The organism is Sporomusa aerivorans, from assembly GCF_041428895.1.
In the GTDB taxonomy this organism is placed as follows: domain Bacteria; phylum Bacillota; class Negativicutes; order Sporomusales; family Sporomusaceae; genus Sporomusa; species Sporomusa aerivorans.
The window spans coordinates 3,175,661-3,190,001 of sequence record NZ_CP156926.1; the positions used below are offsets into that span (position 1 = coordinate 3,175,661).

Below are 14,341 nucleotides of genomic sequence, written 5' to 3' on the forward strand. Positions count from 1 at the left end.
TGAATTTTCACTGATTTTGCGAAAAATGTTGCAGTTTTCCAGTGAATAATATTAGAATAAGAGAGATTATATTTATTGGCATTATTTGATAATTTACAACAGGAGGATATTATATGGAAATCATCGTCTGTGTCAAGCAGGTGCCTGATACTACTGAAGTTAAGATTGACCCTGCGACCAATACATTAATCCGTCAGGGCGTACCAAGCATTGTAAACCCCTTTGACAGAAATGCCGTTGAAGAGGCGCTAAAGTTAAAGGACAAGCATGGCGGCCGGGTGACTGTCATTTCAATGGGTCCGCCGCAGGCTAAGGAAGCTCTGAAAGAGTGCCTGGCCATGGGGGCTGATGAGGCGATATTAATGAGTGACCGCGCTTTTGGCGGGGCTGATACGCTGGCTACCAGCCGCACGCTGGCTGCCGGCATTAAAAAGCTTGGCCGGTATGATGTTATTCTTTGCGGCAAACAGGCCATCGACGGCGATACTGCCCAGGTAGGGCCGGAAATTGCCGAGCATCTGGATATTGCCCAGCTCACTTACGTATCCAAACTGGAAATCACCGACGGCATCGTCCGGGTTGAGCGCGAACATGAAGAAGGCTACGAAGTTATCGAGACAAACCTGCCGGTACTCGTTAGTGTGGTCAAGTCTATTAATGAACCACGCTATCCCAGTATCAAAGGTACCATGAAAGCCAACCGCAAGGAGATACCGGTTTGGGCGGCGGCAGACGTCGAGGTTGATCTGGAAAAAATCGGGCTGAAAGGATCGCCCACGCAGGTGCGCCGCATCTTTACCCCCAAACAGCGGGTTCAGGGTGAAATCATTCAGGAGGATACCCCCCGGGCGGCTGTAGACAGGTTGCTGACTAAATTGAATCAGGCTAAAATCATTTGATCATAGGGGGATAGAAAATGGCTGTAATCATAGATAAAGAACAATGTATCGGCTGTGGCGCCTGTGTAGGCGCCTGTCCGTTCGGCGCTATTGTTATGGAAGGCGATAAGGCGGTAGTTACTGACGCCTGTACCGTATGCGGCGCCTGTGTGGATGTATGTCCAGTAACGGCCATCAGCCGTCCGGCGGCAGGTGAGCCGGCTGCCGACAACAGCGATTTTAAAGGGGTTTGGGTATACATAGAGCAGTTTCAGGGCAAAGCACGCAATGTTGGGCATGAATTACTGGGTGAGGGCCGTAAACTGGCCGACGCTATGGGCGAGGAATTAGCCGCCGTAGTGATTGGCGCCGGTGTAGAGCCGCTCCTCCAAGAACTGTTTGCCAGCGGCGCCGACAAGGTGTATTTGCTGGAAGGCTCAGAGTACAGGCATTATAGTACAGATGCATATACCATTGCGCTGACTGACTTAATTAATGTTTACAAACCTTCGGTTATCCTGATCGGGGCCACCAATGACGGGCGCGATCTTGGCCCGCGGGTAGCCTGCCGGGTGGGCACCGGCCTGACAGCCGATTGCACAAACTTAGGGATTGACGAGGAATCCGGTCTGGTTGCCTGGACACGCCCTGCTTTTGGCGGCAACATTATGGCGACAATTCTATGTCCCAATCACCGCCCGCAAATGGGAACTGTCCGACCCAATGTGTTTAAGCGGCCTGAACCGAATACCACCCGCAGCGGCGAGGTAATTCGTGTTGCCAGCAAGGTTAAGGCGGAGGACATACGTACCAGGCTGATTGAACTCTTAACTATCGGTGAAACGGCAGCCTGCAACCTTGATGAGGCCCAGTTTATTGTTGCCGGTGGCCGGGGTATGGGCAAACCCGAGAACTTTGCGCTGATTGAGGAACTGGCCAATGTACTTGGCGGCGCTGTCGGCGCGTCTCGCGCAGCGGTAGATGCCGGCTGGAAACCAGCCATTCACCAAGTCGGGCAAACGGGGAAAACAGTTGCTCCCAAAGTTTACATAGCCTGCGGCATTAGTGGCGCAATCCAGCATTTGGCCGGCATGTCTACCTCTGACATCATAATTGCCATTAATAAGGATGCCGACGCCCCAATCTTTAAGTTTGCCGATTTTGGCATTGTCGGCGACGTTTTGGAAATACTGCCGGTGTTGATTGAGGAATTTAAGAAACTCAAGCAAGCATGTTAATAGCCTGACATTCCGGTTTGTGCAAGCTGCGTTGACAGCGCAAGCTGTAATAAATCCCGCATGCCGATAAACGGAATGAGGGATTTATCTTTGGGGGGGATTACCGGGAGCTGGTTTCTGCCGTTTTCCTGCTTTGGGTTTTGGCAACATACAGCCCGGTAAGAATTACTGCTGCACCGACAAACTGCAGCCAGCCGAATGTCTCACCCAGGAAAAGATAACCGGCGCCAACGGCGAAAACAGGAGCCAGGTTATTGTATAGTGACGCTGTATTGCTGCCAGCCTTGGCGGCTCCCCAGATCCAGAGGCAGTTGGCCAGGCAGAGCGGGAAGATGCCGGAGTACAAAACACTGGCCCAGCCTTGCCAGGGAATGCCCTGCCAGTCGACTGTCAGTATGGCAGGCAAGGATATGATGGCAAACAGGCCGGTGGAAATCAACAAGATAAAAGCAGTAATCTGGTAAGACGAATAGGTGGTTGACAATGTACGGGAGAAAACAGTGTAATAGCCATAACTCAACTGGGCAGTCAAGAGCAGTAAAGCTCCCAGAAGGTGGCTGCCGGAGAGACTAACCTCCTTGCCTGTACCGGCCACCATTAGTATGACACCGGCCAGGGAAATTGCAATACCGGTAATAACGCCGGGTTTGATACTTTCAAAACGGTGGAAGTGGTTGATTATGGCAACGCTGACAGGCAGACAGCCTAAAATCAGCGAGGAATTGCCTGCTGTTGTACGTTCCAGTCCAAAAGTAAAGAATATCTGAAAAAAGAAAAAACCCAGACTGGAAATAACCAGCGCTTTCCTGTCTTCCTTACGGAGCGGTACCCAGACGCATAGTCTTCGCAAAACAAACCAGCCGATCGCAAAAGCGGCAAAAAGCCGTACGGCATTATAAGCCATGGCCGGGATATGCATAAGTCCGATTTTCATTGCGGGCGGATTTAGGCCCCACAGTAGGGCGACAAGTGCCAAGATTAAATGTACCTGCATGTTTAACACCTCAACTTACATATACCTATAACTTATACCATAAAGACGCGAAGATTCCTTCTCTTTATAGCGTGTATAAAACAAGTAAGATTCCATCCTGGCTTGGCTTAGGCTGTTTTTTTTAGTAAACTAAACGGTAGAGGACTAAGGGAGGGAGTTGACGCAACATGATTAAGAGTGTTCTTTTCGACCTTGACGGTACATTGCTGCCGCTTGATCAGGATGCATTTCTACGCGAATATTTGCGGCTTTTTGGGATACGGGTAGCCGGTATTGTTGAGCCTAAGAAGTTTATTGACCAGTTATTAGCTTCGACCATGATCATGATTGGCAGCAACGACAGAACTAAAACCAACCAGCAGGTGTTTTTTGAAGATTTTTTACCTAATATCGGGGTGGATGAAGCGGTTCTGCTGCCGGTTATTAATGATTTCTATAAAACCGATTTTTGTGCGGCAAAAGTAACTTCCAGCGAAAATGCGGCGGCCCGCCGGGCAGTTACAACGGTAGCCTTGCTTGGTCTGGACGTGGTTGTGGCCACTAACCCCGTGTTTCCGCTTGCTGCCGTAAAGCAGCGGCTGGGTTGGGCAGGTTTGAGTGACATTAAGTTTAGCCATATTACCAGTTATGAACACTGCCATTTCTGTAAGCCCAATCCGGAGTACTATCTGGAAGTGGCCAGGCGTATAGACCGTAAACCGGAAGAATGCCTTATGGTGGGAAATGATGTTGAAGAGGACCTTATCGCTGCAACTATTGGCATGAAAACATTTTTAGTAACTGACTATCTGCTTAATCAGAAAAAACTGGCATATACAGCCGACTATCAGGGAACTTTGCAGGAACTGGCCGAAAGCATTGGCGAAATAATTATGGCGGAGAATGGGACAGCCGGTAAGCTGGCGTGAATTGGCATGAAGGATATTTTACTTAGCGGCCTTGAAGTCATAACCTTTGCTCAGCAAATACGTACGCCGTCCATTGACGTTTTTTTTATGACAGTTACCCTGTTAGGACAGGAAGAGTTCTACTTACTGACGCTGCCGTTTCTGCTTTGGTGCGTGGATTTCAGGCTTGGTTTAAGAATGTCTTTCGCTGTGCTGACGTCTCATTACCTGAATATCACTATTAAAGATCTGCTGGCCGAGCCGCGCCCCTTTGTGTTTAAACCGGAGATTCAGCTGTTTCCGGCCGACGGCTATAGCCTGCCTAGCAATCACTCCCAGACAGGTTTATTGTTCTGGCTGAGTTTGGCGCAGTGGGCAAAAGTGCGGTATTTATGGTTTGGAGCGGTTTTTCTGGTGATTATGGTCGGTATTTCCCGGGTGTATTTAGGTGTTCATTACCCGACAGATGTGTTGGCCGGCTGGTTGTTAGGACTGGTGCTGTTTAGTATATTCACAGCTGCTGAACCTGTGACGGCTGGCAGCATTGTCAGAATGGGATCATGGCAGAAAGGCCTATTGGCTATTTTCGGACCGGCCCTCTTCTTCGCCCTGCATCCCACCAAAGAGAGTGCGGCGGTAACTGCCGCGCTGTCCGGAGCAGGCGCGGGGCTTATCATTGCTGATAACTATTTTATGGCGGCCCGTTCGGTTCCTTATGGCGAATGGTTCAAGCTTTCAGGACGCATGGCAGTAGGAATGACTGGGCTGATAGCAATATGGGGCGGGTGTAAGCTTCTGTTTCCGCAGGAAAACCAGGCGTACTTTTTGCTGTTTCGTTATATTCGTTATTGGCTGGCCGGAATATGGCTGACATTAGGAGCTCCCTGGCTATTCCAACTGTTTAATTTTATTCCGGGAATAATTCATACAAGCACCGGGAAAAATTCTCTTGACAAGACAAAAATCATACGATAGAATGACTATAAAGTAAATTAATGTAAATGCTGTGAACAGGACGAGTACATATGTACACTGTAGTTCAGCGAGCCGGTGACCGGAATTCCGGAGGTGTGATGATCGGCCTAGAGAACATGTGGAATGGACCTGTGAGCTGTCCCCCGAAAACTTTTGTGAGTAGGCTGGACCGGCTGCCGCCGTTATCAGGCTAGGGTATCGGAATTTATTCCCGTACCTGAACAAGGGAAAGTTTCGGCTTTTCGAAAAGGGTGGTATCGCGACCATTTCGCCCCTGGGGTGAAATGGTCTTTTTATTTACCCGGATCGTGCTTATACTTTCCAAATTAGGGTGGTACCGCGGACCATTTCGCCCCTTTTGGTGAAATGGTCTTTTTATTTTTGTTTGAAGGAGGCTTGCTGTATGTTAAAGGATTATCTTTCGCAGGCGGTTGCCGGTCAGAACTTATCCCGTGAAGACGCCAGGAAGGCAATGCAGGTCATTATGTCCGGCCAGGCCAGTGAATTGCAGATTGCCGCTTTTCTGACCGCTCTGCGGATGAAAGGGGAAACCAGCATGGAAGTAGCCGGTTTTGCCGAAGCCATGCGTAATTATGCGTTGAAAGTGGAATGCAGTTCCCCGAAAATTATTGACACCTGCGGTACAGGCGGAGATTGCCGCGGCACATTTAACGTATCGACAGCGGTTGCATTTGTTTTGGCCGGTGCCGGTATGCATGTGGCTAAACATGGCAACCGGGGAGTATCGAGTTCCTGTGGCAGTGCTGACGTTCTGACCGCCCTGGGGGTAAAGCTGGAACTTCCCGCCAGAGGTGTAGCCGAAGCGATTGATACGATTGGCGTAGGCTTTATCTTTGCGCCGCGTTTTCACCAGGCAATGAAATATGCCGTAAACCCCAGACGGGAACTTGGGTTTAGGACGGTATTCAACCTGCTGGGGCCGCTGACTAATCCGGCGGGTGCTCATTGCCAGTTAATCGGTGTTTACGATCCGGCGTTAACGGCTACAGCAGCGCACGCGCTGGCCGGATTGGGCATTAGCCGGGCCATGGTCGTGCACAGCCAGGATGGTCTTGACGAAATATCTACGACAGCACCGACTCTGGTTGCTGAAGTCTGCGGCGGTGAAATAAAAACCTATACCATAGACCCGGCGATGTACGGATTTAGCCGTTGTACGCTTGCTGATTATCAGGGAAGCACCAGTGTTGAAAATGCCCGGATAATTATTCGGCTGCTACAGGGGGAACCTGGCTTCAAACGGGATATCGTACTCATCAACGCCGCTGCCGCGCTGGTAGTGGCAGATGCGGCCCGGGATATCCGGGAAGGCTTAGAACTGGCGGCGGCTAGTATTGATAGCGGCGCAGCCTTGGCAAAACTCACGGCTTTGCAAAAGTTTACGCAAAGTTATCAGGAGGAATTGCTATTATCATAAAAATCTGCGGTGTCACAACAATGGAATCAGCCGAGGCGGCTCGCGACCTGGGGGCCGATTTGCTTGGCTTTGTGTTTGCCGAAAGCAAACGGCAGATCACGCCGGCTCTCTGCCGGAACATTTCCCGGCAGGTCGCCGGTATTGGCAAAGTTGGTGTATTCGTCAATATGCCGCTGGCTGAAGTACAGGCCATTGCCCGCGAATGCCACCTGGATTATGTCCAGCTGCACGGTGACGAATCACCGGAATATTGCCGGCAGGTAGGTTATCCGGTTATCAAAGCATATAAAATCAGAGCCGGCTTTAACTTGACGGACTGCAGCGGCTATCAGACGGCCTGGTCACTGTTTGACAGCTTCTCAGCCGGGCAGCAGGGAGGAACAGGCAAAGTCTTCGACTGGCAGGCTGCTAAAGAATTAGTCCGGCAGGCGCCCAGGCCGCTATTGGTTGCCGGCGGCCTGACACCTGATAATGTGGCCCAGGCAATTGGTCTTTTGCGGCCTGACGGCGTCGACGTATCAGGCGGCGTCGAAACCAATGGACGAAAAGATATAGATAAAATCAAGCGCTTTATAACAGCAGTAAAGGAGGTGACGGTAGCCGGATGTTAAACAGGATTGTAGAAGAGACGCGGCAGGCGGTAGCCTTACAAAAGCTTGTCAGGCCGTATGCCCTTTTGGACCGTGAACTTGCGCCCGGCCAATTAGCGCTGAGGGCCGCTATAAGCCAGCAGGAATGGACGCTCATTGCCGAGTGTAAACTGGCTTCGCCGGCAAAAGGAACGTTATGCACTCACTATACGGTGCCTGAACTTGCGGATATTTATGCCCATTATGGCGCAGCGGCGCTATCAGTCCATACCAATGCCGCCTTTCGCGGCAACTTGACTGATATCGCCCTTGTAAAGCAAGCTGCCGGCCTGCCGGTATTGTGCAAAGAATTTATTATTGATGAATATCAGATATATGCCGCGCGGGCGGCGGGGGCCGATGCCGTGCTGCTGATAGCCGCTATATTGACAGATGCTGAACTCAGTCTTTTTTTACGAATTGCGGCTGATTTGGGCATGGATGCACTTGTTGAGGTTCATACCCTGGCTGAATTACAACGGGTGCAGCAAACCGATGCCAAATTGGTGGGAATCAATAACCGGGACTTGAAGACCTTTATGACCAGCATTGAACAGACATTAAATCTGCTGCCATACTGTCAGTCCGATCGCCTGATTATTAGTGAAAGCGGCATCAAAAGCAGACAGGACGCACTAAGGCTTAAACAGGCCGGTGTCAAAGGAATTCTGGTGGGCGAAGGGTTGGTAACGGCAAGTGACATTGGCGTTATGACAAGCGAACTGGCCCTGCGCGATCCAGCAAAGGAAGGGAGAAATCATAATGCCTGACAAAAGGGGTAGATTTGGAAGTTTTGGCGGACAGTTTGTGCCGGAGACAGTAATGCCGGCACTTATCGAACTGGAAGAGAATTACCGTAAGCTGAAGGAGGATAGCGGATTTCAGGCTGAGGTCGCCGACTACTTCCGTGAGTATGCAGGACGGCCAACCCGGCTGTATTATGCTGCCAATCTTACGCAGCATTACGGTCGTGGTCCTATTTATCTGAAACGGGAAGATTTGCTTCATACCGGCGCCCATAAAATTAATAATGCCATTGGGCAGGCGCTGTTAGCAGGGCGTATGGGCAAGCGGCGCATTGTGGCCGAGACCGGCGCCGGGCAGCACGGCGTAGCCTGCGCGACGGTGGCGGCGCTGTTTGGCATGGAATGTTCTGTATTTATGGGGCAGGAAGACATGGAGCGGCAGGCGTTGAACGTATTTCGCATGCGACTCCTGGGGACCGAAGTAATTCCCGTGACGAGCGGCAGCGGCACGCTTAAGGATGCGACGAGTGAGGCCATTCGGTATTGGGTTACCAACATTCAGGACACCCATTATATTATCGGCTCGGTAGTAGGGCCGCATCCGTATCCCATGATTGTAAGAGACTTTCAGGCAGTTATTGGCCGGGAGGTGGAACAGCAGATACAGGAAGCGGGGGTTAACCTCAAATATGTAATTGCCTGTGTTGGCGGCGGCAGCAACGCTATGGGGATGTTTTATTCCTTTCGCGACAACAAGTCGGTAGCCAAGATCGGTGTAGAAGCGGCCGGAAAAGGTTTGAGTACCGGTGAGCACGCAGCGTCCTTGACATATGGCACGCCCGGAGTCCTGCATGGCGCTTTAAGCTATCTCCGGCAAGACTGCGAGGGGCAGGTTATTCCGGCCTACTCCATATCGGCCGGCCTGGACTATCCCGGCGTCGGACCTGAGCATTCCTTTTTCAAAGATACCGGCAGGGTAATATACACCGCCGTAACCGACGAACAGGCCCTGGCGGCCTTTCAAAGACTGGCTAGGGTGGAAGGTATCATTCCGGCGCTGGAAAGTTCACATGCGTTGGCTTACCTTGAAGAATTAATGCCGCAAACGGCGGTGACTGACGCCGTTGTAGTCTGCTTATCAGGCCGGGGCGATAAGGACGTTCAGCTGGTGGCTAGTGTATTGGAGGGAAGGGTAGGATGAACATCGCGGAAAAACTGAGCAGTATAAGAGCTGCCGGACGCAAGGGCTTGATAATTTATGTGACGGCGGGCTATCCCGACTATAGTACTTCTTTAAAGACGATCAAGGCACTGGCGGCAGCCGGCGCCGACCTGGTGGAAATTGGCCTGCCGTTTTCAGATCCTATGGCCGATGGCCCCATAATTCAACAGGCAGCTGCCCAAGCGCTTGCTGCCGGGGCCACTATGGGAAAATCTCTGGAACTGGTAAGAGAAATCAGGCAGGAAACCGATATTCCGTTGGCCGCTATGACATACTACAATATCGTATTGCAGTACGGTATCAATAAGTTTGCGGCTGATTTTTCCCAGGCGGGGCTGGGGGGATTAATTATTCCTGATCTACCGGTTGAGGAGGCTGGCGCCGTTGAACCTGCTTGCCGTCAGCAAGGCATGGATTTGATTAAATTCCTTGCGCCAACTACTACCCCGGAACGGCTTAAAAGCATTTGCCGCCAAGCGGCCGGTTTTCTATACTGCATTTCAAGCACCGGCGTTACCGGTGTGCGGCACATTGATTACGGCCAATTGGCGCCACTTATATCGGCAGTTCGCCGAGAAACCGAATTACCCCTGGCTATCGGCTTTGGTATCGGCAGTCCGGAGGCTGCCTGCCAGGCTGCTAAATATGCCGATGCTGTCATTGTCGGCAGTGCCGTAATGGAACGGCTGAGTAAGCAGGGCGTGGAAGCGGTACGGGAATTTGTCAGTTCGCTGAGACAGGCTTTAGACAGGGAGCGTGAATAACATGCGAACTTATCCGGGAAAAGAAGAGTTTTGCCGAATGGCAAAAACTTATACAATCCTACCTGTCAGTATTGAACTGTCTACAGATATGGAAACGCCTGTTTCCCTGTATTATAAGCTGGTAGGGGATGAACAGGGGTTTATTCTCGAAAGCGCCCAAACCGGCAAAACATTTGGCCGGTACTCCTTTATCGGTACAAAGCCGCTGGCTACGTTCACGGCTCATAGCCAATACGTAGAAATTATGGCTGACGGTTGCAAGGAAAAACGGGAAGGGAAAGCTCATCTGCTATTTAAGGAGTTTTTACAGAAATTCTCCATGCCGGCCCTGACGGAATTGCCGTCTTTTGCCGGCGGAGCAGTCGGCTACGCCGGCTACGAAGCCGTCGCTTCCTGGGAACGCGTCTGCGGCCTGAACATACCTCAGGAGTTACCGCTAATGGAGCAAATGGTGTGTAAATACATCATAGTTATGGATCACCTGACTCATTCTACCCAATTGATAAATTTAGTGCATATTGCGCCAGACATGAAAGTAGCACAGGAATACGACCTGGCTGTGCTGGAACTTAGCCAGTTGGCTGAAAAACTTAAGCAACCGGTTGTTTTACCTCAATACGAATCAGACCAGGCTTTGTCTGTGCTGCCCGAATTACACGCCGGTCATGCGGAAGGCGGGGCAAAAATACGGTATATGAATATGGTTGAACAGGCTAAGGAATACATTGCGGCCGGCGATATTTTCCAGGTCGTCCTTTCGCGCCCGTTTCATTACAAGTTGACTCAACATCCTTTCGAGCTCTACCGGCGTTTAAGGCAGGCCAATCCATCGCCCTATATGTTTTATATCAATTTCGGCGAACGGCAACTGGTGGGGGCTTCACCGGAGCGGCTTGTCAAACTGGAGGATGGAAAAGTCCTTACCTGTCCGATTGCCGGCACACGGCGTCGCGGCGAAACTCAGGCTGAGGATGAGTTACTGGCAGAGGAGCTGCTGGCCGATGCCAAAGAACGCGCCGAGCATGCCATGTTAGTAGACCTGGGCCGTAACGATCTTGGCCGGATTAGTATGCCGGGAACAGTAAATGTCGACCGGCTGATGGAAATCGAGAGGTTTTCCCATGTCATGCATATTGTGTCCGAGGTTTCCGGTCAGCTTGATCCCCGCTTTACGGCGGTCGACGTACTGGCAGCCTGCTTTCCGGCCGGGACGGTAAGCGGCGCGCCCAAGGTCCGGGCTATGGAAATTATTTATGAACTGGAAGGCGACAGCCGTGGACCGTATGCCGGCGCCGTCGGATATTTCGACTTTAGGGGCAACATGGACACCTGCATTACTATCCGCACGTTAATTATCGACGGGAAACAAGTGACGGTACGTACCGGGGCAGGAATTGTCGCCGATTCCGTGCCGGAGATGGAATACCGGGAAACCTTGCATAAGGCGCGGGTATTAATGCAACTGGTTGAGGAGGTATAATGACATGATTTTACTTATTGACAATTATGATTCCTTTACCTATAACGTGTATCAGTATGTTGCCAATCTTGGTTATCAGGTAACTGTCATAAGAAATGATATGACTTCGGTTTCAGCTATCGAACAGGCTGGGTATCAGGGCATAATTATCTCACCGGGACCGGGAACGCCGGACAGTGCAGGCATTAGCAAGGAAGTAATCGCCAGGTTTGCCGGGAAAGTTCCCATCCTGGGCATATGTCTCGGGCATCAGGCCATTGGCGAGGTATTTGGCGGACGGGTTATCCGTGCCCCACAGCCCGTGCACGGCAAAGCCGAGTATATTATTCACAAGGGTCAAGGCATATACCGGGATTTACCCAAACCGCTCAGTGCCGGCAGATACCATTCGCTTATTGTCGACAAAAAGGGATTGCCTGAATGTCTGGAAATCACAGCTACTTCCCAGGATGGTCTTATCATGGGCCTCAGGCACCGTGAATTCGATGTGGAAGGGGTCCAGTTTCATCCGGAATCGATTTTGACTCCCAAGGGAATAAAAATACTGGAGAATTTTCTGACAAAAACAAAACAAGATACTGTATACAACGTTACAACTTCTGCTTGAATAACTTTGCGCCGCATGGTATAGTAAATGTAATAGCACAAAAGACAATGAAGAGGAAAAGTAGGTATATTTCTTCCGTTACAGAGAGCCGGCAAGCTGAGAACCGGCACGGGTTATTATACTGAAGTTCACCTCGGAGTTGCTTGCTGAAGTCCAGGCGCCTGGATGGTAGGCGAAGCCGGAGACCTTCACCGTTATCAGCGAAGGGGAGTATCGGCCGGTTAGCCCGTACTTTGAAGTGATCCGCCTAGCGGCGGATAACGAAGGTGGTACCGCGAGATCAACTCTCGTCCTTTTTGAGGACGGGAGTTTTTTAATTCGTAAAGAAGGTATAGAATTCTTTAGTATAAGGGCAATAGCGGTTTTGCTTAGCGCCAAAGGAGTGTCGGCAGATTTTGCTTTTTTTATTTATCCTGTGATAACCCGCTCTAAGACTCCCCCTTCTGTAAGTGGGAGTAAGAGCGGATAAGTCCCGGGATAAGGGCAACTAACCTTCAGATGGGGTTAAAACCCACCTGAAGCTAAGTTTACTTTATGGGGAGGTTTCGCAATGACCAGAAAAGTTGGCTATTTAGGGCCGCAGGGAACGTATTGTGAGGAGATAGCGTTATCGCTTTATAGCGATACTTCCGCTGCATTAGAGCCGTTTGCCGGTATCGATGCCGCCATCAGGGCTGTTGCGTCGGGTGAAGTGGCTGAAAGTATTGTACCTGTGGAAAATTCCCTGGAGGGGTCAGTCAATATTACCCTTGATACTATGGCTCATGACGTGAATTTATATATTACCAAAGAAGTAGTTTTGCCTGTCCGGCATAATTTGCTGGCTAAAAAGGACAGCCAGGAGCTTGTTGCTATTGTTTCTCATCCCCAGGCTTTGGCCCAATGTCGCAAGACACTGGCAAAGCTGTATCCGCAAGCTAAACTGAAACCGGTGGAAAGCACGGCCGAGGCGGCCAGAATTGTGGCGTCAGGCGATGGTTTTTACGCCGCAGTAGGTAGTGAGAAGGCCGGGCATATATATGGTCTCACCGTCTTAGCCGCCAATATTCAGGACAACCGTGCCAACTCAACGCGTTTTATTGGTTTGGAAAGGCAGCCGGCTGCCAGTCTCAAGGGGAAGTGCAAAACATCAATAGTATGCCAGATACATGGCGAAAAACCGGGAAGCCTATGTAATATTTTGCAGGAATTTGCCAAGCGGGAAGTCAACCTTACCCGGATTGAATCCCGGCCCGCACGTACCGGACTTGGTATGTATATATTCTTTTTTGATATTGAAGGCAGTATAAAAGAGGATAATATTGCAGCGGCTGTACGTGCTGTGCAAGCCAAATCATTGTGGTATAAAAACCTGGGTTCGTATCCTGTTTATCATTTGTAATGAAAATTACCAGCAGAAACAAAACAGCAGCCTCCCGGATAGGTTACCGGGAGGCTGAATTATTGTATTAACACTCTGCTTGAAATCTTTAATTGGCTACTATATAGACGTTTTCTGATTTACAGAGGATGTTTTTTTTTAGTTTGAACAAAATATAAGCAGGTCTTTTATTCAACAAATATGGTAACTGACAGCGTTAAGACGAACTTTCAGCTTATGACTGCCGGGGAGGAGGCAATATTATGAATAATCTTGTTGTTGAAGAAGTCGTTCGTCAAGCACTACGGGAGGACATCGGCTCCGGCGATATTACCAGCCAGGCTATATTTACCGACGATCATTATTCAGAAGGATATTTGCTGGCCAAAGAGGATATGGTGTTGGCCGGTAAGGATATATTTTCCAAGGTATATGCACTGCTGGACAGGCAGATTAAGATAGCATTCCGCTATAACGACGGCGACAAAATACCAACAGGCGAAAAATTCGCCATCCTTGAGGGGCCCACTCGCAGTATCTTAAGCGGGGAAAGAGTAGCGCTGAATTTCTTACAACGAATGTCGGGGATAGCCACCCAAACCCGGCTCTTTGTGGAGGCCGCCGGTCCTGATACCGTTATCGCCGATACCAGAACAACTACTCCCGGCCTTAGAATGCTGGAAAAGTATGCCGTCAAAACAGGCGGCGGCAGAAGTCATCGTTATGGGCTTGATTATATGGCCTTTATTAAAGACAATCATATCAAAGCCGCCGGTGGCATTCTTCCGGCAGTGGAAAAGATTCGCCAACAGCTTTCACCCTTTGTGAAAATTGAGATTGTAGTGGAAACCTTGGAGGAAGTAAGGGAAGCAGTTGCCGCCGGGGTAGATGTGATTGACTTATCAAACATGTCGATTACCATGATTGAACAGGCTGTTGATATAGTGGATAATAATGCCATGATCGAGGTTTCAGGGAATATTACTGTGGCGGAAGTGTCCGAGTTAGCTGCCGTCGGCGTAAATATTATTTCCAGCCTCATTATAACCCACTCGATTAAAGAGGCCGATATCAGCATTAAATTAAAGTAATGGTTACCTGCGCTTCAGGCCATAATAATTGA

14 protein-coding genes and 2 other annotated features are annotated in these 14,341 nt (G+C 50.1%); of the genes, 13 read left to right on the forward strand and 1 reads right to left on the reverse strand.

The window, feature by feature from the left end; genetic code table 11:
* Positions 1-113: 113 nt before the first annotated feature.
* Positions 114-899, forward strand: coding sequence for an electron transfer flavoprotein subunit beta (locus SATMO3_RS14960; RefSeq protein ID WP_371381577.1), 786 nt, complete (start codon positions 114-116; stop codon positions 897-899).
* Between the two features lie 17 nt (positions 900-916).
* On the forward strand, positions 917-2,116 hold the full coding sequence (locus SATMO3_RS14965; RefSeq protein WP_371381578.1) for an FAD-binding protein: 1,200 nt from the start codon (positions 917-919) through the stop codon (positions 2,114-2,116).
* A 100-nt stretch (positions 2,117-2,216) separates the two neighbouring features.
* Here SATMO3_RS14965 and SATMO3_RS14970 read toward each other — a convergent pair whose 3' ends face one another.
* Positions 2,217-3,110, reverse strand: coding sequence for a DMT family transporter (locus SATMO3_RS14970; RefSeq protein WP_371381579.1), 894 nt, complete (start codon positions 3,108-3,110; stop codon positions 2,217-2,219).
* Positions 3,111-3,277: 167 nt separating this feature from the next.
* Here SATMO3_RS14970 and SATMO3_RS14975 point away from each other — a divergent pair, with 167 nt between their 5' ends.
* From SATMO3_RS14975 to nadC, 11 genes are all read left to right on the forward strand, one after another.
* Entirely contained in the window at positions 3,278-4,018 is a 741-nt protein-coding gene (locus SATMO3_RS14975) for an HAD family hydrolase (protein WP_371381580.1), read from the forward strand.
* A gap of 6 nt (positions 4,019-4,024) precedes the next feature.
* Positions 4,025-4,972 (forward strand): phosphatase PAP2 family protein, encoded by a 948-nt coding sequence (locus SATMO3_RS14980; protein ID WP_371381581.1) that lies wholly within the window; start codon positions 4,025-4,027, stop codon positions 4,970-4,972.
* A gap of 22 nt (positions 4,973-4,994) precedes the next feature.
* Positions 4,995-5,332, forward strand: a binding site (T-box leader).
* 43 nt (positions 5,333-5,375) lie between these two features.
* On the forward strand, positions 5,376-6,410 hold the full coding sequence (gene trpD / locus SATMO3_RS14985) for an anthranilate phosphoribosyltransferase (RefSeq protein ID WP_371381582.1): 1,035 nt from the start codon (positions 5,376-5,378) through the stop codon (positions 6,408-6,410).
* A 20-nt stretch (positions 6,411-6,430) separates the two neighbouring features.
* Positions 6,431-7,021 (forward strand): phosphoribosylanthranilate isomerase, encoded by a 591-nt coding sequence (locus SATMO3_RS14990; RefSeq protein ID WP_371381583.1) that lies wholly within the window; start codon positions 6,431-6,433, stop codon positions 7,019-7,021.
* Positions 7,015-7,809 (forward strand): indole-3-glycerol phosphate synthase TrpC, encoded by a 795-nt coding sequence (gene trpC, locus SATMO3_RS14995; RefSeq protein ID WP_371381584.1) that lies wholly within the window; start codon positions 7,015-7,017, stop codon positions 7,807-7,809. Before SATMO3_RS14990 ends, trpC begins: the two co-directional genes overlap by 7 nt.
* The gene (trpB, locus tag SATMO3_RS15000; RefSeq protein WP_371381585.1) at positions 7,802-8,986 is read left to right on the forward strand and encodes a tryptophan synthase subunit beta; all 1,185 of its coding nucleotides are present in this window, start codon (positions 7,802-7,804) and stop codon (positions 8,984-8,986) included. The genes trpC and trpB overlap by 8 nt, the downstream gene beginning before the upstream one ends.
* Positions 8,983-9,771, forward strand: a complete 789-nt coding sequence (gene trpA, locus SATMO3_RS15005; RefSeq protein ID WP_371381586.1) for a tryptophan synthase subunit alpha — start codon at positions 8,983-8,985, stop codon at positions 9,769-9,771. The genes trpB and trpA overlap by 4 nt, the downstream gene beginning before the upstream one ends.
* Before the next feature lies 1 nt (position 9,772).
* Positions 9,773-11,251: an anthranilate synthase component I gene (gene trpE, locus SATMO3_RS15010; protein WP_371381587.1), complete on the forward strand. Its 1,479-nt coding sequence runs from the start codon at positions 9,773-9,775 to the stop codon at positions 11,249-11,251.
* Between the two features lie 4 nt (positions 11,252-11,255).
* Positions 11,256-11,858: an aminodeoxychorismate/anthranilate synthase component II gene (locus SATMO3_RS15015; protein ID WP_371381588.1), complete on the forward strand. Its 603-nt coding sequence runs from the start codon at positions 11,256-11,258 to the stop codon at positions 11,856-11,858.
* A gap of 38 nt (positions 11,859-11,896) precedes the next feature.
* Positions 11,897-12,156: a binding site (T-box leader), on the forward strand.
* Positions 12,157-12,408: 252 nt separating this feature from the next.
* The gene (gene pheA, locus SATMO3_RS15020; protein ID WP_371381589.1) at positions 12,409-13,239 is read left to right on the forward strand and encodes a prephenate dehydratase; all 831 of its coding nucleotides are present in this window, start codon (positions 12,409-12,411) and stop codon (positions 13,237-13,239) included.
* Positions 13,240-13,481: 242 nt separating this feature from the next.
* Positions 13,482-14,309 carry a carboxylating nicotinate-nucleotide diphosphorylase gene (gene nadC / locus SATMO3_RS15025; protein WP_371381590.1) on the forward strand — a complete coding sequence of 276 codons (828 nt, stop codon included), beginning with the start codon at positions 13,482-13,484 and terminating at the stop codon, positions 14,307-14,309.
* The last annotated feature ends 32 nt before the right edge of the window (positions 14,310-14,341 follow it).